Source organism: 'Catharanthus roseus' aster yellows phytoplasma, assembly GCF_004214875.1.
GTDB lineage: Bacteria > Bacillota_I > Bacilli_A > Acholeplasmatales > Acholeplasmataceae > Phytoplasma > Phytoplasma asteris.
This window is the reverse complement of the sequence record NZ_CP035949.1, coordinates 13187-34083: the sequence shown is the minus strand read 5'-3', so window position 1 is coordinate 34083 and position 20897 is coordinate 13187. Positions and strand designations below refer to the sequence as shown.

Below are 20897 nucleotides of genomic sequence, written 5' to 3'. Positions count from 1 at the left end.
TTGATAAACTTTTACTAATGTTTCATTAAATCACTTTTGGGATCAACATACATAATAGGATAATGAAGCCCTTGTTTTAAAAGAAAATTATTCTCTTTAGCTGCCTTTTCTAATTGAAAAAGGATTTTTTCAAACATAATTCCTTTAGGATATCTCAAATTAAGAGCAAATGAAGTTTTATTTTTTTCTAATTTACAAACTCCAGAAAAACAAACCATATTATAAGTTTCTTCATCATAATTATCAATCCCTAATTTTTTACCATCTAAACTATCTACTAAATATTTATCATAAAAATTAACTAAATTATTGTTGATTCCTAATACTTTTAGCATTTTCATCAAATCATAAAGAGCGTTTTTTCCTTTTTCAGGAGTAGAACCATGAGTTGATTTGCCATAAACAGTTAATTTCCACAAATTAGAATATTTTTTTAAAGATACTTTCATATCACTTTTTTGCATATATTCATCAAATAAAGTTTTATAAACAGGATCATAAACTAAAAGTGCTTCTGCCAAATTAGGAACTACATTAGAGGCTTGCCCGCTTTGGATACTTACAATTTTGTTATCTGAAAATTCACCTTCAAAATTAAAAAATGCAAGTCCTTTTTCACAATAAACAGCAGGAAAATGACTATCAGGAACAAAACCAGATACAGGCATTTTAGGTAATTTGGTAAAATAGTGTTTCATACAACGAAATCCTGTTTCTTCATCAACACCTAAAATAAATTTAATTCTTTTTGATAAAGGCAAATTGAGTTCTTTTGATATTTTTAAAGCAAAATAAGAAGCTATCACAGGCCCTTTGTTATCTTGCGAACCTCTACCATAAATTTTATCATCCACAATTAAAGCTTCATAAGGAGGATAAGTCCAACCAGTTCCTGCAGGAACAACATCCAAATGACCAATCATACCAACCCATTCTTTTTGCTCTCCATATTCCATGTGACCTGCGTAACCTTCTAAATTAAGAGTTTTGAACCACTTTGGTTACCTAAATCCAGCATAAAATTAAGGGCTTGTTGGTTGCCTTCGCCAAAAGGATCTACTTTTCTATGAGAATCAAAGGTGGTAAGTTTAGTGTTGATTCTTAATAATTTTTGAAAAGTCTCGATTAAAGCATTTTTTCTTTTTAAAACTTCTTTTTTTAAAATCAACCATTATCTAACCTCTTTTATTATTTTGGATATTTTTTTATTTTAATTGTTTATTAAATTTAATTATATCAAAACTGTATCAAATATTTACAAATAAAATGCACCATTTTAACTAATTAGAAGCAGGATTAAAAACTTCTCTAAGGTTTTTTCCCAACAAATCAAAAGCAAACATTAAATAAATTAAATAACTCATCGGAAAAATTAATAAATAAGAAAAAGACCCAATTTTATCAAAACTTTTATCAAGCAATTCACCAATACTAATAAATACTTCAGGATATTTAATAACTCCTACAAAACTATAAACTGCCTCAGTTAAAATAAATCCTGGAATAGCAAGAGTAAAACTAGTTATCATTAGTCCTATGATGTTGGGAAAAATATGTTTAAACATAATACGCAAATTAGAGGCTCCAAGCATTCTTGCAGAAATAATATATTCTTTATTTTTATAAAGATAAAAAGAAGCGCGTGAATAATAAAAAGATCCAATCCAACCTTTAATTAGAAAAACACCAATAATAGTCCAAAAAGAAATACCTACTTTTAGCATTAACACCAACACCAAAGTCATAAAGGGCAAATAGCTTAAAAAATCAACAATACTATTAACAATCAAATCAACTAAGCCACCATAATAACCACAAATAGCTCCAATAATAGTACCAATAATTAAAGTACAAACCGAAAAAATAAAAGCAAAGGAAAGAGAAATAAAATAACCTTTCCATATTTGAGTAAACAAATCATTTCCTTCATGAGTAGTACCAAAATAAAAATAAGTTTTTCCAGACGTTTTGTTAAATACATATTTAAACAAACGAATTTTTACTCTATACAATCCATTTTGCAAAGGAGTACTATTAAATAAGGCTTTTATTTTGTTTGGCAAGATCATATTCTTTTTGGGTAAAAGTTAAATTAATAGATGACTTTTCATATTCACAATAAAGATAAGCATCTAAAATAACTGTTTGTTTGTTGTCCTTAATGGTTTGTTGTTTTTTGATAATATTAGGATTAAATTTTTTAATTTGTTCAATTTCATCTAAATATAAATCTACTTTTTTAGTACCATCACAAATACCAAATTTTTCTAAAAAAGGGATTTTTGGAGGTAATAAAGCAATCCAAGATTTTTCTTTTTCTTGAGTAGTTTTAGGAAGAGTATTAATAAAAGGTCCTACAGCAGTAAAAAATAAGACTACCAAAATCATAAATAAAGCTGATTTGGTACTTTTATTTTTCCATAATTTTTTAAAAGTATTGCGATAATAACCAACAATTTTATTTTCAGAAGTAATATTTTTATCAAGCAAAGTTTGATTTATCAGAACAAAATATTTAGGATCAAGCACTTTCATCTTTTTTGCTCCCTATCTTAATTCTTGGATCTAATAAGCGATATGATAAATCAACTAAAATATTAGTAATTAAACTAATGAAGGTATAAAACCCAAAACAAAACATTAATAAAGGTTGATCTTGAGTTTGGAATGCTTCTATCATAAGTCTTCCTGCACCATCAATAGAAAAAATTCTTTCAATTAAAAAACTGCCTGTAATTAAACCCACGAATTCATCAAAAAAGACAGGAGCATAAGGTACTAAGGAATTTTTTAAGGCATGACGATTAATAGTTTGGCCAAAAGTTAGCCCCTTAGAGTGAGCTAACAAAAAATAATTTTGATTGTTTTGTTCAATTAACTCGGCTCTAATTTTTCTAATGTAAAAAACCATACTTAACAAAGTCATAAATGCTAAGGGAAGTAAATAAGAATTAACTCCAACCTAAAAGCCTTTTTCTTTCCATTCCATCGAAGTTGCTACTTGATAAGGAAATAAATGCCACACATGAACAAAAAGATATTGTTCCATAATGGCAATTACTAAAGTTCCTAAAGTCATAACAATAATAGCAAAAAAAATAATGCTATAATCTATCCAAGAATTTTTTTAATAGTAGCTAATATTGCTAATAAAATCCCTAATGGAACTGATAATAAAGTATGAATGATATTCATCTTAAAAGTAAATGAGATTTTACTTTTAACAACATCATAAATATTTTGATTTAATTTAGTTGAAAAACCAAAATCTCCTTTACAAACATGACTAAACCATTTCCAAAACTGAGTTAGGGCTGGTTTGTCATAACCTTCTTTTTCACACATATCTTTCCATGCTAAATCAGACATTAAAAGAGGTTGTAAAGGTTTTGTAATTGATATTTTAGTAAGAATAAAACAACAAAAAATAATTAACAAAAAGCAAGAAATAGCTAAAAGCAATCTTTTAATAATATATTTTAACATAATTAAAGTTTATAATCTAGATCACTTGTTAAATGTTTATAATAATCAGGTCCTCAACTCCATTCAGCACTAAAATTAGGCCATAAAAATTTCATATCATTGTATACTTATCCACCTCTTACAGTAGACAAAGGCACATCAACTAAATTATCAAAAAACTTTTTCTAACTTTCCAAAAACATAAAGTAATGTTTTTTTGTTTATATTGAGAATAATTGGCAGAATCATTTAATGTTTTAGTAAAAAAGTTTTAAATTGTGAAACAGTTCCTTGCCATTTTCCTTGTTCGTTTACTCCTGGCACTTTAGGTTCTATTTCAACTTCTTTTTCTACATACATAACATTTCCGTTTTCATCTTTTAAAGTTTCGCCATTTGCATCTTTTTGCTCTTGATAAACTTCTTTACCGTCTGAACCTTTTTGAGGTTGGCCAGTTCCATCTAAAACTTTAACTTTTTGTTTTTCTACAACTCTATCTAGACCTTGGGTAAATTGTTTGTACCAAGCTGGTTTGTTGGAAGAAGCATCTAGATCTTTTTTTAATTCTACAAAATCTAGATCAAGGACTTTTTTATCTAATTCAAATCCTACTCCAAAACTCCATTTTTTAGGGCTAAGTTCTAGCATGTTGAAAAAATATGTATCCATTAGAGCTACCTGATACAGGTTCAAATACCATATCATAATTATAAGGCAGCAATAGTTGGTTAACAAAATTATTCCATTCAGCAACCACATTAACTTTTATTTCTACTTTTTTTCCTTCTTGATTAAAACAATTTTTTAATTGGTTTTTTACAAAACGAGCTAAGTTAACTCTTTCTTCTTGTGTTTTAGCAACTAAAAATTCTATTTCAACTGTTTTTTGTTTATCTGCATCAAATAAATGATTATAAGCTTTTTTAAATAATTCATAAGCTTTAGTTGGATTATAACCTTTATTTTCAGGTTCAAAATCTTGAATATTTGCTTTGTGTTCTTCGCTTTCATTATACATTAAAGGTTCTTCTAAAAAAGAAGTTATTTTAGGAACAACAGCCAACTCTCCATCACTAAATACATCCACACTTTCTCCTACATCACTTCTATTAAGAGCAAATAAAACTGCTTTTTTAAAATCTAGATCTTCTAATAATTTAGGAGTTGCTTTTTTATCTCCTCTTTTTCAATTATTAAAACATAATGTTTGTCTTTTATCAACAGGACTCATTTTTAATAAAGGATGTTGTTTATATTTGTGATACATCGGATCATTCATTAAAGGTAATGCGTTAATTTTTTTCTCTTCAAACATAAATTCAAATACATTATTTTCCATAACAACTCTTTTAACAATTGATTTATAAGCAACTTTATTTTTATCAAAATAATTATAATTTTTATTAAAAAAAATTTTTGATTATTACTCCATTCTTTCACTACATAAGGTCCGTAAGATTGGAAAGTGAAGTTAACAGTTCCATAAGAAGTTTGGGTTTGAGCATCATTTTGAAAAAAAGCAGCATCATAACTTTTGGGAGGAACTAAAATAACCATATTTAAACTATTTACTACTTTGAATAAACTTTTGGGTTGATCGAAATGTAATTCAAATGTTAAAAAGGATCCCCTTGAACTGCTTTAACACCTACTTCTTCAAAATCAACTTTAGTTTCTGATTTTTGTTCATAATACTTTTTAGCATTTTTCAATTCTAAATATTTTTCATCATATATATATATATATATATTCTGCTTGTTTATTTTTACAATTTGGATCTATTCTTCTTTTAAGAGTATATTTTTAGAGTTTCTGCATTAATAGGTTCTCCATTTTCAAATTTTAAATCTTCTTTAAACTTAAATGTAAACTTAGTAGCAGTTACTTCTTTTGATTTTTCATAATACTCATTACCCGAAAGATCTTTTAATTCTTCATGAAATGGTAAATCTTGTAATAAACCAGGCATAAATTTCTTTTTTAAACCTTTGTTGATAAAGTCTCAGTTGTGCCTTCTTGAACTTTTCCTGGACCATTAGGTTCTTGTGAAAATTTAGAAAAATCATGTGCATAAGAAGCGTGTCCATCTCGAACAGCTTTGTCCCAATCTATTTCTTCTGTATCTACAAAAGAAGAAGATAAAAGTTTTAAAAAATCAATTTGCGTACCTTTTTCCCAAGTAAAAGGATTGATGTGTTCTACATTTGTTTTCATATTGCTTTTAAAAGTTTCATAATCACTATAAGTTACAGCTTTAGAATCTTTAGGTTCTAAATAAGCATGTAAAACTAAATCATCATTTACTTGATTAGAGGCTTTTTAATCTTTTGTTCTTTGTTCTTCTTTTGTTCCAAATTGATACGGTTCTAAAAATGATTCACCACCATATCCAAAACGAAACCAACCACAAAAATTAAAGTTATCATTTGCAGGTTTTTCTAATTGATCTACTTTGGTCTTTACATCAGCACTATCAGCACCTTTATCAACTAACAAAGCATTAACTTTATTACCTTTTTTAAAATTAAAAGTAACTAGTTTTTTATCATCTGGTAAAACTAACGGATATAAATTTAAACTTTGAGTTACTTTTTCATATAAAGGTTGAAAATCTTTAACTCGGTTTGAATCTACTTGTTTATTTTTATCAGATTCCAAACACCATCTAAATTTATTACCAAGTGGTTCAAAATCTTGTTTATTAGTATCTTTATCTAAAAGTTTAGTATTTTTATCAACTTTAAACTCTTTGACAACTTTTCCTTCTTGATTATAAAATTTCACTTTTAAAACTTGTGATTTAGGCCATAAAAGATAACCAAGTACACCACCTACTACTAATAATGCAAGTACTGTCCATGTAACAACCTTTTTTTGGTAAAATCTGTAAAAAAATATTTTTTTAACGCACTAAAAAAATTCTTTACTTTTGATTTCCGATTTGCTTGATTGGCTTTTGGAACTCCTTTATTTTTCTTTGACATTTATTTTTCCTTTATTTCCTTTTCTTTTTATATGATTTTATATTTTATATAATATTGAAAAAAATACTTTCTAATATTGTTTTATATAAATAGTAAAATTGCAGTAATTTTGGTATTTAAATATTGTATCAAGTATTTTAATATTTTAAAAATATAACATATGACACCAAATAAGTTAAGTTTTTTTAAAATTAAAAATAAATATTTAGTATTATTTTGATATAAACTGAGATTTATAACAAAAATATTTAACAATTAAAAAATAAAACTACAAAATAAAAATATATTTTAAAAACAAAAAAACTCAATATTTAAAAACTTAAAAAATTAAAAATACAATAAAAATACAAAAATACAATTTTTTTGCTAAATTGCATCAAAAATACTTTAAAAGTATATTGACATTTTTTTATTAACCACCTAACACTTTTTCACTCCTTTATCTTTTTTTACAACAGCAATTTAAAAATAAAAATATTGCTATTAACATCATTTTATCACAAAAAAAAGGAATTTTTTGCTCACTCATCTTTATATAATGAGTTTTTTTCTTGCAATTTTATATAACAAAAAAAACCAACTTTTTAGAGTTGATCTTATAATTTTTCAAAATATTTAATTGTTTGATGTTAATAATTTGGCAATATTTTATCAAAAAGGGTTTTAGGCAAAAGGATAATAAAACCTATCATAAAGGCACAAAAGCCACACACCAAGCAAAAGAAGTGCCAATCCCAATAAAAAAGTAAACAAATCAAGAATACTAAAAGATTTTTCATAATACCAAGTTCTTGTTTTGTATTTACCAAAACGCCTCAATTGCATAGCATTAGTAATTACATCAATTTTATCTAAATTAAAGAAAATCAAAGGAGGAATAATAAGAGCAATTCTTTTAATATCTGCAATAATACGAGCCAAAAAATGAGTTTTTTTAACAACTTTAATACCTCGTACTTGTTGATTGAGAGAAATATTTTTAAAATCTTTTTGAATTTCAGGAATATAACGAATAGTAAGGGCAAAAGCATAACTAATTTTATAACTAACCCCTAATTTATTTAAACTAGCAGCTAATTGACTGGGATTAGTAGTTATAATAAAGATTAAAAATAAAGGAATAATACAACAATATTTTAACAACACATTAAATTGATAAAATAATTGTTCTTGGGTTAAAAGATTAAAAAATAAAGGAATGGGGGTTTTGGAGTTATATATTTGAGTACCATAATTTCTAAAACAAAAAAAAATAATAATATTGTTTACAAACAAAAAAAAGAAAGTTCCTTTAACTACAAACGCTACTTGCTGCCATTTAATTTGAGCACACCAAAACAAAAACAAAGAAAAAAAGACAAGTCCTAACAAAAACCATACATGATAGACCATCATACAAGCAACTGAAACCAAAATTAAAAACAATAACTTAGTTGCTCCTTGGATTTTATAAATGAAAGTATTACCTGGTAAATATTGTAACATACTATTTGCCATAACAACAATCCTCCCTTAAAAAAGCCAACATTTGAGTTAACAAAACATTTTTTTGTTCTGATGTAAATGGCAATTTATTGATAAGAACAATCAAGCTGATAGGATTGAGAGAAGTTTTTTGCATTAAAGACATATCTGTAAAAATTTTTAAAGGAGTAGTATTTGCAATAATTTTTCCTTGTTCCAAAACCAAAGTTCTTTGAGTATAATTAAGCATTAAAGACATATCATGAGTAATAATTATAATGGTAATTCCTTTATTATTTAACTTTTGTAAAAAAGTCATAATTTGTGTGTGATGTTTTAAATCTTGTCCTATGGTAGGTTCATCCAAAATAAGAATTTGGGGTTGCATCACTAAAATAGAAGCAATGGTAAGTCTTTTTTTTTGTCCAAAACTAAGAGCAGAAATAGGCCAGTTAACAAAACAATCCAAATTACAAGTTTTCAAAATGGCATGCACTTTGGTTTTTATTTCAGTTAATGAAAGTTGTTTGCCTAAAAGCCCCAATGATACTTCTTCAAAAACAGTTTTTTGAGAAATCATATGGTGGGGATTTTGCATGACAAAACCAATTTTTTCTGATCTTTGTTGTAAAGACAAATGTGTTAAATCTTGATTATTTAATAAAATAGTTCCTGCTTGAGGATTACAAAAACCACAAATAACTTTGGCTAAAGTAGATTTACCACTACCATTTTTACCAACAATACTAATCATTTTTCCTGGAAATAAATCCAAAGAAATGTCATTTAAAATATTGGGTTGTTTGGATTCATAGTGATAAGAAATATTTTTTAATTGCAAAATAGGGCAAATTGGGGCAAAATGTTTGGGGAAAAAAGGCAATAATTGAGTTGGGTCGTTTTGAGAAATAGCACATTTTTTTAAATTTGTTAATTGATTGGAAAAATATTGAACAAAATCTAAGGATTGTAAGGCAGGCAAATTTAATAAATAAGGAAGGCTTCCCAAATTGATACCAACCTTTTTCAAAGCACTAATATAAGTTGGTTCTTGGATACCTTGTTTAGTTAAAATATTTTCTAAAATTAATTTTTGGGGAGAATTGTCATAAATAATTTTTTCATCTTCAAATACTATTACCCTATCAAAAGAATCATCTAAAATATCTTCTAAATAATGTTCGATAACTAAAATAGTCGAATGGTATTTTTGATGAATAGTTTTTATTAAAGCAGTCATTTTGGATCTTGAAACAGGATCAAGATTGGATAGAGATTCATCAAATAACAAAATAGAAGGATTATAAATTAAAACTCCTGCCATCAATGCTAATTGCTTGTGACCTTCAGAAAGTTCTTGTGGTTTGTAATCTAAAAAGGATTGCAATCCTAAATCTTGTGCCCACATATTTACTTTTTGATATATTTCACTTTGAGGCAAATCATCATTTTCCAAGGCAAAAGCTATATCTTCTGCTACTGTTAAACCTACAAATTGATTATCTGTATCTTGCATAATGGTACCCACATCCAAAGATAGATCAAAGATATTGGTTTGTGTCAAGACTTTATCCTTAATAATAGCAGTACCTGTAATTTTTCCTTGATAACTATGAGGAATCAAACCATTAATACATTTTAAAAAAGTAGATTTACCGCTACCATTTTTGCCCACAATCAAAACTTTTTGTCCTTCATAAATAGTTAAATTAATTTGATTTAGAGTTGGCGTTTGTTGGCTATAATATTGAAAACTAAAATCTTTAAAAATGATTAATGGTTTTGGCATAAAGTTCCTCTTTGAAGTTATAAAATAAAAAAATTGATTAAGGATGTTTAAAAATATTTAAGAATTATTAATTTTAATTAAAGTAGCTTGTTTAGTGTAATGACAAGAATACATAGACATTAATTTAATTCCTACTACACTATAAGCTAAAATATTAGAAATTACTATTAAAAAACTTTGTAAATAAACTAGTTTAGGTGGTTGTCCGTAAATCAATAAATCACTTTGAGGAGCAAAAAAACCCCAAATTATAAAATTACAAGCAACCTGATAAAGCCAAAAGTAAACAATTTTTTTCTTGGTAAACACTTGATATTTAAGATCAATTATTTTATGCGGCAATCCGTAAATAAATCCAATAAGAGCAGAGCATAAAACCCAATTCCAAGAAACATTTCCAAACAAAATAAAATCTTTAATGGTGTGTCCTATAAGTCCTAAATAAAAACCAACCGCAGGACCAAAAGCAACAGCAATGAAAGCTAAAAAAGCGACTGAAGTTTCAATACTTACATTAAATCCCACAGGAATAGAGGCAAAACAACTTAAAACAAAAAATATCGCAGCACTCAGTCCTATAGTAACAGTTTTTTTAATAGAATCATCTTTTGACATTGGTTAGTTCCTTTAATAAATGGTTTGGGTTTTGAAAATATTAGTGGGTTGGGGTTTTGCTTGTAATGTTTTTTAATTTCAAAGCTTAAATTATTCATTTATAATTTTATTTAAATTTTTTATTTTTTGTTGGGATTTAGCGGATTAGAATTGTTTTTACTTTCTAACAATTTTTGATATTGCTTACAATAACTTTCATATTTCTTTTTTTCAATTTCAATTTTGGCACTTGCGGCTTTTTGCAAGAAAGATGGATTATTTAAAATGGTTTCACTTCTTTTAATTTCTTTAAGAAGGGTATTTTTTTGTTGTAAAAAATTACTTTCAATTTTGGTTTCATTAAGTTCGTTTAGGGTTTTGAGGTCAATATAAAGACTTAAATTTTTTTCAATTAACCAAATAGTTTTTTTTGAATTGGTAACTTTGTTAGTAATTTTAATTTGTAAAGTTTTGAAAAATTTTTCTAAAGCTTGTTGCAAATTTACGAAATCTTGTAGGATAGTTGAAAATTGAGATGCAACTTCTAATTCTAAATTTAATTTACAATTGATATTGGATTCTTGTCTTAAATGACGTGTTTTAATAATTAAGTTTTTAAGATTTTCAAAATCAGATAAGGCATCTAAATTACAATAAGAAGTTTTTTGCAAAGTGGTTTGAGTAATGTTCGTTTTATTGTCAAAATTTTCATAAAGAGCATCAGTTACAAAAGGAATAAAAGGATGTAAGAGTTGCAAAATATGTTTCATCATATAAACTAAAAATTTTTGACTGTTGTGCAATTTTGTTAAATTGGAGTTATTCTGATCTAAATCATGTTTGGCAAATTCTAAATGCCAATTAGCAAAATCTTCCCAAACAAAGTGATATAAAATTTTTCCAATTTCTTTTAATTCATATTTTTGATATAAAGTTGTTACTTTTTGAGTTGTTAAATGCAATTGTGTTAAAAGGGCTTTTTGGGTCAAAGTCAAAAGATTGATATCAAAATCAGTGTCTAAGGTGCTGGTATTTAATTTTACAAAACGACTAATATTCCACAATTTATTAATAAAATTCCAAGATGAAGCAACTTTAGTCTCATCATAGAATAAATCAAACCCAGGAGCAGCGTTAGTAATTAAAAACCATCTAAGAGCATCGGTACCATATTTGGCAACAACTTCCAAAGGATCAACACCATTACCTTTTGATTTAGACATTTTTTGTCCTTTGTTATCTCTTACTAAACCATGTAATAAAACATCTTTAAAAGGGTCCTTGTGGGTTAATAAAATACTTTGAAAAACCATTTTTGATACCCAAAAAGTTAAAATGTCATAGCCTGTTACTAAAACATCAGTAGGAAAACGATTTTGAAATAAAGGGGCATTGCAATTAGGCCATCCCAAAGTGCTAAAAGGCCACAAAGCAGAAGAAAACCAAGTATCCAAAACATCACAATCAAGGCTCCATTCTGGACCAGGACTTTCTATTTGAACTTTAATTTCTTGTCCTTTATGCCAAGCAGGAATTTGATGACCCCACCATAATTGACGCGAAATACACCAGTCTTCGATATTTTGGAGCCAATTATTAAAAATATTTTCAAAACGAAGCGGAAAAAAATTGATTTTGTTCGTTTTTAAAGCAATTTGGGCGATGGCTTTGGTTTTTAAAAACCATTGTAAAGAAAGCCGCGGTTCGATGATGGCATCCGAAATACTTGAATATCCTACTTTATGAAGGTGATTTTCGGTTTTTGTAAAAAATCCTTTTTGTTTAAGAGTTTGCAATAACTTTTGACGACAAAAAAAGCGGTCTAATCCTTGATATTGCAAGGCTAAGTTGTTCATAGTGCCATCTTCGTTCATGCATAATAAAGCTTTTAATTGATGTCTTTTAGCTACTTCAAAATCATTAATATCATGTCCAGGTGTCACTTTTACAACTCCTGTACCAAAATTAATATCTACGTAATTATCACTAATAACAGGAATTTGGATGTTAGTATCAGGAATAAAAACTTTTTTGCCAATAAAAGATTGATATCTAGGGTCGTTAGGATTTACCATTAAAGCTTGATCAGCAAACATGGTTTCGGGGCGAGTGGTTGCAATTTCTAAAAAAGAAGGAACCAAAGAAGCGTCAGACAAATTGGAATTAGTTGGAAAATCAACCAAAAAATATTTAATATAATATAATTTTCCTTCAGTTTCATGGTAATTTACTTCTACATTAGAAAGGGCTGTTTTAGTTTCGGGGTCCCAATTAATAATTTTATAATCTCTGTAAATTAATTTTTGTTGGTATAATTTGACAAAAACTTCTTGAACTGTTTGGCTCAAATCAGGATCAAGGGTAAATTTTTCAAAATTATAATCTAGATGCAGCCCTAAAACTTGCCATTGTTGCCTAATATTTTGGGCATGTTTTTCTTTCCACTGCCACGCATATTTTAAAAAAGTTTCTTTACTTAAAGTTTTGGTCAAAAGCCCTTCTTGTTTTAATTGTTCTTTAACTTTATTTTGAGTGGCAATTCCTGCATGATCCATCCCAGGCAAAAAGAGCACATCAAAGCCTTGCATTTTTTTAAATCTTATAATAATATCTTGAATGGTGTTATTCCAAGCGTGTCCCAAATGCAGTTTTCCTGTTACATTGGGAGGCGGAATTACAACAGTAAAAGTTTTTTTGTTGGCGTTTGGATTGGCACAAAAATATTTTTTTTCTAACCATTGTTGGTATCTTTGATGTTCTACTTTTTTAAAATCATATTTAGTTTGCATAAAAGCTAGCTTCTTTCTATTTTCTTTTTTTAGGGTTGAAGTTTTTGGGTTTTAAAAGTTTTTTGGGGGTTATGTTTGGGGTTTTGAAAATGTTTAAATGGATTGGAGGAAATAAAAAAAATTACAAATTTTTTTTGCAAAGTGAAAAAGTTGGAAAAACTAAAAATAAAAGAGCCAAAAAATAAGGGACTCCTTTTTTAATCATTGGCATTTGGATCTATTAATTGACTTAAAAACAGTTTTAATTCTTCCAGCCCTTCTTGTTGTTTTGAAGAAATCAAAAAAAAATATTTAATCTGGGGAAAGTGATTAACAAGCATTTTTAATTGTTTGGGCACAAGATTTTTTTTAACTTTATCCTTTTTAACAAATAACAAGACGACCTCAAAACCCACTTTCAAAAGAGCTTGATGGATTCTATCGTCTTCTTGGGTAGCACCCACTTTAAAATCAATTAGCTGAAAGACTGCTTTGAGATGAGAAGTTTGTTCCAAAAAAGAAATAATCATCGGCAATAACTGCTTTTGAATTTCTTTACTTTTTTTAGCATAACCGTATCCAGGAGTATCGATCAAATAAAAAGATTCGTTAATGTCATAGTAGTTTAGGGTGATGGTTTTGCCAGGTGTTTGAGAAATTTTAGCTAATTTTTTTCTTTGAGTTAAAGCATTGATGAAAGTGCTTTTGCCAACGTTGCTTCTGCCCATTAAAACAATTTCGGGTTGTTTTTTCAAAGGAATATCTTTAAAATGGACAATACTACGCACAAAAGTGGCTTTTTTAATCATTTTGGTTTTTCCTTTTCTTTGCTTTTGTCTATAATTGTTTGCGATTGGTAATTTTGGGAAATTTTTGAAGGTAGTTTACAAATATTATTATAGCAAATTATTATTTTTGTTGCTTTATATTTTGTGATATCGTTTTATAATAATATTTTTTTGATAAAATAACAATAGTGATAATGATAATAATGTTGAATTGATCTTTTGCACAACATTTAAAAAACAAACAATTAATTAATAATAAAAGAGCAAAATGAGGTTTTTAATTTGGAACAAACAAATAACATACATTTAATTTGGGGAAAACAAAGGTTTTTTCTAGAAAAAAAAATAAAAAAAATAATTAATATTTGCAAACAAAAACAATTAGATGTAGTTTATTATTGTATGCAAAAAGATCTTGTAACAGAGCTGCAAAAAGAACTACAAACCACTTCTTTGATTGAAAGCGCATGGAAAAAAGTAGTTTTGGTGGATCACAGTGAAATTTTATTTCAAAAAAAACCTCAAGAAATGGCTTTTTTAATTTCTTATTTACAAAATCCTTACAACAATTTAGATTTATATTTTTTTGCAGAAAAAACAACTAAAGCATCTGAAGTTCAAAAAATTTGGGAAAAATATTGTCTTTGCAAAACGACAAACAGTTTGGAGAAAAAAGATTTTTTTAAATATATCATGGAAGTTTTTCAAAAAGATGGTTTTCAAATTGATACCAAAGCTATACAAGAATTAGTGAGTAAAACTAACTATAATCTTTATTTATTGCATCAAGAAATAACAAAAATCAAATTATTTCAATCAAATGATAAAAATATAACTTGGCAATTGGTGCAAAAAATCAATGCTTTTAAAGAAAATGACAATATTTTTGGATTAATTAATCTTTTTTTAAAACAAAATTATATTGATGCTTATCAAATGTATCAAACCTTAAAAACGCAAAAAATCAATGCTTTTCATGTTATAAATCAATTAACTCATAAAATTAAAGAATTGTTATTGGTAAAAGAAATGTTGCAACAAAAAAAAAGCCCAGAAGAAGTGCAAAAAGTTTTGCCAGTTTCACAAGGCAAAGTATTTTTTTTAATGAAAGAAGCAAAATTGATTGAAAAGCAAAAATTAAATACACTGTTTTTAGATTTAATAGAATTAGAATATCAAATTAAAATGGGTGCTGTAAATAAAGATATCGGTTTGGAAATGTTTTTATTGGGTAAGCAAAAGGTTTTTTTGTAATTTGAAAACTAAGCATATAACTTACAATTTTTTGACGATCACAAAGGTTTTAAGATTTGTAAAATTTCTTCTTGAGTAATTGTTCCTTGCCTTAAAATAACTGGTTGAAAGGTGGTTAGATCAACAACAGTTGAAGATGTTTTTAAAATCGGGTGATAGTTTTGATAAATTAAGGCGACTTTATTGTGATAAATATTAAAAATAGTTTGGTAATCATTTAGTGGAGGATGATTGCTTTGATTAACAGAAGTGGTCTTTAAAGGACCATTTTTTTTTAAAATTTCCAAAGCTAAAGGATGATTGGGGATTCTTACTCCTAAAGTTTTTGCCTTTGTTTTAGAAAAATATTTCAAAGTGGTAGGCAGAATTAAAGTTAAAGGGCCTGGCCAAAAATGCAGAGCTAATTTAAGGCTTTGGGGACTAAATTGGACCAATTTTTTTGCTTGTTGTAAAGATGCACACAAAACAACAATACTTTTATTTAAAGGTCTTTTTTTAATTTGATAAATGCAATTGAGTCCTTTTTTATCATATAATTTAGCGCCCATACCATAAACTGTATCGGTTGGAAAAATAATAATATCTTTTGGTTTCAAAATAATTCCTTTATTTATCTTTATTTATCTTAAACTGGTTTTTTTAATTGAATTGTTTTGATTTTGGTTTTTTAAAAGAAATTGCATCAAAACTAACTTTGGGCAAGTTGTTCTTTTTGGGCTTCATGAATCAAAGGTTCAATAACTAAATCGAGTTTACCTTCCATAATAATATCTAATTTTTGTAAAGTAAGTCCAATTCTGTGATCTGTTATACGATTTTGGGGGTAATTGTATGTTCTTATTTTTTCGCTTCTTTCACCAGTTCCTACTAAATTTTTTCTGTGTTTGTTTTCTTCTTCTTGTTTAGCGGTTAACATTTGATTATAAATGCGTGTTTTTAAAAGGGTAAATGCTTTATCTTTGTTTTCGTGCTGGCTTTTTCCTTCTTGACAAGCAACACTAATTCCCGAAGGTATATGAGTAAGTCTAACAGCTGATTTAGTAGTGTTTACTGATTGTCCACCAGGTCCGCTAGAATTAAAAGTGTCGGTGCGAATGTCATGCCAATCAATTTTTAATTCTAATTCTTCTGCTTCGGGAACTACCAAAACAACAGCAGTAGAAGTGTGAATTCGCCCTTGAGCTTCGGTAGCAGGAACACGTTGGACGCGATGCACACCTGATTCATATTTTAAAAAAGAATAAATATTTTGTCCAGAAATTAAAAGTTCTACGGAAGAAAGACCGCCTTTAATGCTGGGATTTAGATTGAGGATTTCGACTTTCCATTTTTTGCTTTCTGCGTATTTAACATAGGTTCGTAATAAATCAGCTGCAAAAAGATTCGCTTCGTTGCCACCAGCTGCACCTTTAATTTCTAAGACAACATTTTTTTTATCAAAAGGATCTTGGGGTAAGAGCAAAATTTTTAATTTATCTAAGGTAGTTTTTTTTTCTGACAAAATATTATCTTTTTCTTGGTGTGCTAAAAGCAATAATTCTTGATCTTGTTGGGTTTCTAAAATGGTCTGTATTTGAGTAAATTCGGTTTCTAAATTTAAGTATCGGTTAAAAAGTTCTACTGTGGGTTCTAATTTTGATAAATTTTTTAAAATGTCAATTTTTTGGTTTATGTTTTGTTCGTTTAACAAAAGTTTTTGTAAATCTTGATATTTTTGTTTTATTATTTTTAATCTGTCAAGCATATTTACCTCTTTGTTTTTTAAAAAAGAATGGGGGGTTAAAAAAATATTTTAATCAATCAAAATGCTTTTTTATTCATTTATATTAGGTTCGATTTCTGAAAAAAACATATGATCAAAATCAAGTATAAATTCTCTAATACCAATTGATCCTTGACGATTTTTGGCAATAATAACTTGGGTGTGTCCAGAAGAATTGGGTTTTTTGTCCTTTTCATAATAACCTTCTCGGTACAAAAACATTACAATATCGGCGTCTTGTTCAATTGAACCTGAATCTCTGAGGTCAGCCAAAATGGGACGTTTGTCTTCTCTTTTTTCTACATCCCTTGATAATTGTGAAAGGGCGATAACAGGAATTTTTAATTCACGTGCCATTTGTTTTAAACTTTGAGAAATTTCTGCTACTTCTTCTTGACGGTTTTGTTTATTAGTTTTGCGGATAAGTTGCAAATAATCTATCATTACAATATCAAGTTTGTTTTGACTTTTAAGTTTGCGACATTTAGCTTTAATATCTAAAATATTTACTGTAGCTGAATCATCAAAATAAATATTTAGATCATCCATTTTTTCCATTGATATTTCTAACAAAAATTTTTCTTCTCTGTTTGTGTTACCCAATTGAATTTTTTTGTGCTGTATTTTTGATTGAGTGCTTAACATGCGCATAGCTAATTGTTCGTTTGACATTTCTAAACTAAAAATAGCAATATGAGGGGATTGATAATTATGTTTGGGATTTGCAATTCTGAGAGCTAAATTAAGCATAAAAGTACTTTTTCCCATGGAAGGACGAGCAGCTAAAATAATAAATTCTTCGGGCTTAAAACCTAAAGTAATATTGTTGAGATTATCATATCCAGTGGAAAGACCTACTAAATCTTTATGGCGTTTGGCAAGAATATTTTTTTCTTTAGTGTCTTTTAACAAAATTTTTAATTTTAATAATTCACTGGTTTTTTTGTTTTTAGTTAAATTAAAGATTTTTTCTTCTGAAAAATCCAAATATTCTTGGACATCAATGTTTTCGTATCCTTTTTGTGCTAATGAAGTGACAGTTTCGATAATTTCTCTTTTTAAAGCAGTTTCCTTAATTAAATCAATATAGGTTTCTATATGTTGAGTAGAAGGCATCAAATCAGATAATTCATTTAAATAATCGATATTTCCTATTTGTTGTAATAATTTTTCATTGTCTAAAATAGCACTTACTGAATAATAATCAATTTGTTTGTTAGTTTCATGCAAAGTTTTCATTGCTCTAAAAATATGTTGGTGATGAGAGCTGTAAAAGTCAGTTTCTGCAATCATATCTAAGGTAAAAGCTATTTTTTCAGGGTTTAAAAGTAAAGCTCCTAACAAAGCACGTTCTGCTTCAGGACTTGAAGGAGTATTTTTAGAATAATTGGTCATTTGCTTTTTCTTTCAGTCACATTAAGGAAAAAAGTAGCCTTAATTTGATCAGTTAGAAAAACATCAACAGGATAAATACCAATAGCAATGATTTCGCCTTCTAAAGATATTTTTTTACGGTCAAGAGTAATATTATAAACTTTTAAAAATTCTTCAGCAATTTGTTTGAGAGTAATTTTTCCATAAATTTTTCCTTTAGGTCCTAATTGAATATCTAGAGTAATTTTTTTGTCATCAATTTCTTTTTTTAATTTATGCATTAAAAGTTCGTGATTACGTTTTTGTTCTTGTTCTAACATTTGGGATTGTTTAATTGCAGCTAAATTGGTTTTGTCTGCTAAAAGAGCTTTTTTATTTTGAATTAAAAAATTGCCATAACCATTATTAACTTTAATAATTGCGTGTTTTTTTCCTTTATTAGGAATGTCAGTTAACAAAATAATTTCCATATTCTTTTCACCTTTTTCATATTCTAATTTTAAAAAATGTTTTAAAGTGTCTGTAACTGTTTTGATATTAGTTCCTTCTAATTGAGTAGCAGCGCTATTGAGATGTCCTCCACCTTCCATTTGTTCCATGATAGTTTGAACGTTAATTTCATTGTAAGAACGAGCACTAATTGCTATTTTATTATCTGCTATTTGAGCTATCATAAAGGCAGCATCAACGTTGCGAATGTTTAGAACACTTTCTGCCACTTGAGCTAAAAAAGAACGATTTTCATAAATTTCAGAACTTTGAATAATAGCAAATCTATCCATAAAAATTTCCATTTCAGAAATCAGTTTATTAATTTCTAAAACTTTATCAAAGTCTTTACGTAACCAACTTTTAACCTCAATTGCATCAGCGCCTAAATCTTTTAATTTGGAAGCTACTTCAAAAGTTCTAGAACTTGTACGATAAATAAAAGCGTTAGTATCAATTAAAATACCTGCATACATAATGCTTGCTTCAAAAGCAGTAATGTGGACTTCTTTTTCCAAAAATCCCATAACTTCAACAAGCAATTCAACAGTTGAAGAAGCAGATGATTCGACGTAAGAAAAAATAGAAGGAATAATTTCTTCGGTAGCGCGGTGGTGATCAACAACTAAAATATTGGACGTTAGTGACAAAAGTTCGGGACTATTTACCATATCTTTAGTTTGAGTATCCAAAACTGCAATTAAGGAATTGTCTTTAATCATTTTGGAGGATTGTTGGGTTGTAATAATATTTAGAGATGTTTTTGCCTCAGTTTTAATTAATTGATGATAAACAGGAATGAGGCTTTTGTCTAATTTTTCTTCATCAAGGATAATATAATTGTTGCTTTCAGGATGGATAGTGGTTGCAATTTTGTAAAAAGCAATGACAGAACCCAAAGCATCAAGGTCGGTGTGAGTGTGTCCCATGATAAAACAATGGGGGTGTTTTTTCAAAATATCGACCAAATTTTGGGCATTAATACGGGCATGAACTTTGGATTGTTTACTTAAAGAAGCAATTTTGGCACCAAAATATTTAATTTTTTCATTTTCAATATTAACAACTACTTGATCGCCACCCCTTTTTTGGGCTAATTCGATTGCATTTTGACTGTAGGTAGCCAATTTTTCATATGACAAATTCCAACAAGCAATTCCCATAGAAAGAGTAACTTTTAATTGATATTTGTAAGAAATGTTGCGGATGGTATCCAAAATACTAAATTTATTTTCTAACATTTTATCTAAGTTTTGGCGGTTAAGAAGAAGTAAAAAACGGTCGTCTATCAATTGTTTTAAATAACCTTCATAAGGTTCAATGTAATCAGATAAAGCACTTAAATATTCACCTTGTATTTGTGATTGTTCTGAAAGATCATAACGAATTAAGGATTCTGCTAAATTATCAAAAGCAATCATGGCAAGAGCTAAGGTTTTTTGTAAAAATAAATGTTTGATTTGTTCTTTTTCGGTAGCATCAAACAAGTAAAAAACATTTAAATCTTTTTTATAAAAACATTCAAATTTTTGGTTTTCCAAAGTGATAATAGTTTTGGGGATTGCATCAGAAGTGCTTATTAGTTGTGCCATATTTTCATTAATTTGAGCTAAGGGCGAATTGATTTCAGGATTTTTCAAAATAAAACTGGCGTAAGGATTGAGCCACTGAATTTCTTGACTAGAAATATCAATTAAAACAATACCAATAGGAAGTTCATTAAGTACTTCTTCTCCAATTTGACTTACGTGAAAAGATAATTTAGACCATAAAGAAAGTTTGTTTTTTAATCTTTTAATTTGGGCGTTTTTTTTAATGTGAAGCAAAAAACTGATAACAAAGGATGCTAAAATGATTTTTCCAAAAAAGTTAAAAATGAAAAAAATGATTTTACGACGCATACCACTCATTTCGCTGGCAGTATTTTGGCTTGGGTTTTGATTGTTGGTTAATTGATTAATTGTTTCGATAATTTCTTGGATATTTTGGAAATCCAAACAAAAAAGAATTAAAATTAAAACAACAATTACACAAGCAATTACAATAAATTTTGTGTTATGTTTATTTTTAGAAAACATAATTTTTTTGCCCTCATTTGCATTTAAATAATTAGATAAATTTGGTTTTTAATATTTTCAATTAATAAAAAAAACAGGATGCAACACC

At 27.8% G+C, this 20897-nt stretch carries 21 protein-coding genes and 1 pseudogene; 1 reads left to right on the top strand and 21 read right to left on the bottom strand.

All coding sequences use genetic code 11. The features are described from left to right. Positions 1-14: 14 nt before the first annotated feature. The 17 genes and pseudogenes from EXT02_RS00155 to yihA all read right to left on the bottom strand — a co-directional run bounded on the left by EXT02_RS00155 (position 15) and on the right by yihA (position 13873). Positions 15-956 carry a Sapep family Mn(2+)-dependent dipeptidase gene (locus EXT02_RS00155; RefSeq protein ID WP_240682811.1) on the bottom strand — a complete coding sequence of 314 codons (942 nt, stop codon included), beginning with the start codon at positions 954-956 and terminating at the stop codon, positions 15-17. A 17-nt stretch (positions 957-973) separates the two neighbouring features. Then, positions 974-1168, bottom strand: coding sequence for a hypothetical protein (locus tag EXT02_RS02975; RefSeq protein ID WP_240682810.1), 195 nt, complete (start codon positions 1166-1168; stop codon positions 974-976). Between the two features lie 112 nt (positions 1169-1280). Continuing rightward, positions 1281-2063 carry an ABC transporter permease gene (locus tag EXT02_RS00150; protein ID WP_240682809.1) on the bottom strand — a complete coding sequence of 261 codons (783 nt, stop codon included), beginning with the start codon at positions 2061-2063 and terminating at the stop codon, positions 1281-1283. Next, the gene (locus EXT02_RS02970) at positions 2035-2535 is read right to left on the bottom strand and encodes a hypothetical protein (RefSeq protein ID WP_240682808.1); all 501 of its coding nucleotides are present in this window, start codon (positions 2533-2535) and stop codon (positions 2035-2037) included. Before EXT02_RS02970 ends, EXT02_RS00150 begins: the two co-directional genes overlap by 29 nt. Then, positions 2522-2941: pseudogene (locus EXT02_RS00145) on the bottom strand (ABC transporter permease subunit); the annotation flags it as partial. The gene EXT02_RS02970 and the pseudogene EXT02_RS00145, both read right to left, overlap by 14 nt. A 170-nt stretch (positions 2942-3111) precedes the next feature. Then, complete coding sequence (locus EXT02_RS00140) at positions 3112-3486, bottom strand: hypothetical protein (protein ID WP_130427288.1); 375 nt, start codon at positions 3484-3486, stop codon at positions 3112-3114. Between the two features lie 228 nt (positions 3487-3714). After that, a complete protein-coding gene (locus EXT02_RS00135) occupies positions 3715-4113 on the bottom strand; it encodes a hypothetical protein (RefSeq protein WP_130427286.1) in 399 nt (132 codons plus the stop codon). Beyond that, on the bottom strand, positions 4100-4552 hold the full coding sequence (locus tag EXT02_RS00130) for a hypothetical protein (protein ID WP_130427284.1): 453 nt from the start codon (positions 4550-4552) through the stop codon (positions 4100-4102). The genes EXT02_RS00135 and EXT02_RS00130 overlap by 14 nt, the downstream gene beginning before the upstream one ends. 99 nt (positions 4553-4651) lie before the next feature. Then, entirely contained in the window at positions 4652-4804 is a 153-nt protein-coding gene (locus EXT02_RS02875; protein WP_165383225.1) for a hypothetical protein, read from the bottom strand. Positions 4805-5254: 450 nt separating this feature from the next. Continuing rightward, positions 5255-5434, bottom strand: a complete 180-nt coding sequence (locus tag EXT02_RS00125; protein ID WP_130427282.1) for a hypothetical protein — start codon at positions 5432-5434, stop codon at positions 5255-5257. 11 nt (positions 5435-5445) lie between these two features. Next, on the bottom strand, positions 5446-5679 hold the full coding sequence (locus EXT02_RS00120) for a hypothetical protein (RefSeq protein WP_130427280.1): 234 nt from the start codon (positions 5677-5679) through the stop codon (positions 5446-5448). A gap of 105 nt (positions 5680-5784) precedes the next feature. Then, on the bottom strand, positions 5785-6249 hold the full coding sequence (locus EXT02_RS00115) for a hypothetical protein (RefSeq protein ID WP_130427278.1): 465 nt from the start codon (positions 6247-6249) through the stop codon (positions 5785-5787). An 863-nt stretch (positions 6250-7112) separates the two neighbouring features. After that, positions 7113-7946 (bottom strand): energy-coupling factor transporter transmembrane component T family protein, encoded by an 834-nt coding sequence (locus tag EXT02_RS00110; protein WP_130427276.1) that lies wholly within the window; start codon positions 7944-7946, stop codon positions 7113-7115. Then, positions 7936-9702 (bottom strand): ABC transporter ATP-binding protein, encoded by a 1767-nt coding sequence (locus tag EXT02_RS00105; protein ID WP_130427274.1) that lies wholly within the window; start codon positions 9700-9702, stop codon positions 7936-7938. The genes EXT02_RS00110 and EXT02_RS00105 overlap by 11 nt, the downstream gene beginning before the upstream one ends. Positions 9703-9759: 57 nt before the next feature. Further along, complete coding sequence (locus EXT02_RS00100; protein WP_069028004.1) at positions 9760-10317, bottom strand: ECF-type riboflavin transporter substrate-binding protein; 558 nt, start codon at positions 10315-10317, stop codon at positions 9760-9762. Between the two features lie 119 nt (positions 10318-10436). After that, positions 10437-13085, bottom strand: coding sequence for a valine--tRNA ligase (locus EXT02_RS00095; RefSeq protein WP_130427272.1), 2649 nt, complete (start codon positions 13083-13085; stop codon positions 10437-10439). A 197-nt stretch (positions 13086-13282) separates the two neighbouring features. Further along, entirely contained in the window at positions 13283-13873 is a 591-nt protein-coding gene (gene yihA, locus EXT02_RS00090; RefSeq protein ID WP_130427270.1) for a ribosome biogenesis GTP-binding protein YihA/YsxC, read from the bottom strand. Positions 13874-14134: 261 nt separating this feature from the next. On the opposite strand from yihA, the gene holA reads away from it, so the two are divergent. Then, positions 14135-15106 carry a DNA polymerase III subunit delta gene (holA, locus tag EXT02_RS00085; protein ID WP_130427268.1) on the top strand — a complete coding sequence of 324 codons (972 nt, stop codon included), beginning with the start codon at positions 14135-14137 and terminating at the stop codon, positions 15104-15106. Positions 15107-15144: 38 nt separating this feature from the next. Here the strand turns inward: holA and EXT02_RS00080 are convergent, their stop codons facing one another. From EXT02_RS00080 to rplI, 4 genes are all read right to left on the bottom strand, one after another. Next, positions 15145-15702 (bottom strand): L-threonylcarbamoyladenylate synthase, encoded by a 558-nt coding sequence (locus tag EXT02_RS00080; protein ID WP_130427266.1) that lies wholly within the window; start codon positions 15700-15702, stop codon positions 15145-15147. Between the two features lie 92 nt (positions 15703-15794). Then, positions 15795-16850 (bottom strand): peptide chain release factor 1, encoded by a 1056-nt coding sequence (gene prfA, locus EXT02_RS00075; RefSeq protein WP_130427264.1) that lies wholly within the window; start codon positions 16848-16850, stop codon positions 15795-15797. Positions 16851-16919: 69 nt separating this feature from the next. Next, the gene (gene dnaB / locus EXT02_RS00070; RefSeq protein WP_130427262.1) at positions 16920-18263 is read right to left on the bottom strand and encodes a replicative DNA helicase; all 1344 of its coding nucleotides are present in this window, start codon (positions 18261-18263) and stop codon (positions 16920-16922) included. After that, a complete protein-coding gene (gene rplI, locus EXT02_RS00065) occupies positions 18260-20809 on the bottom strand; it encodes a 50S ribosomal protein L9 (protein ID WP_130427260.1) in 2550 nt (849 codons plus the stop codon). The genes dnaB and rplI overlap by 4 nt, the downstream gene beginning before the upstream one ends. Between the last annotated feature and the right edge of the window lie 88 nt (positions 20810-20897).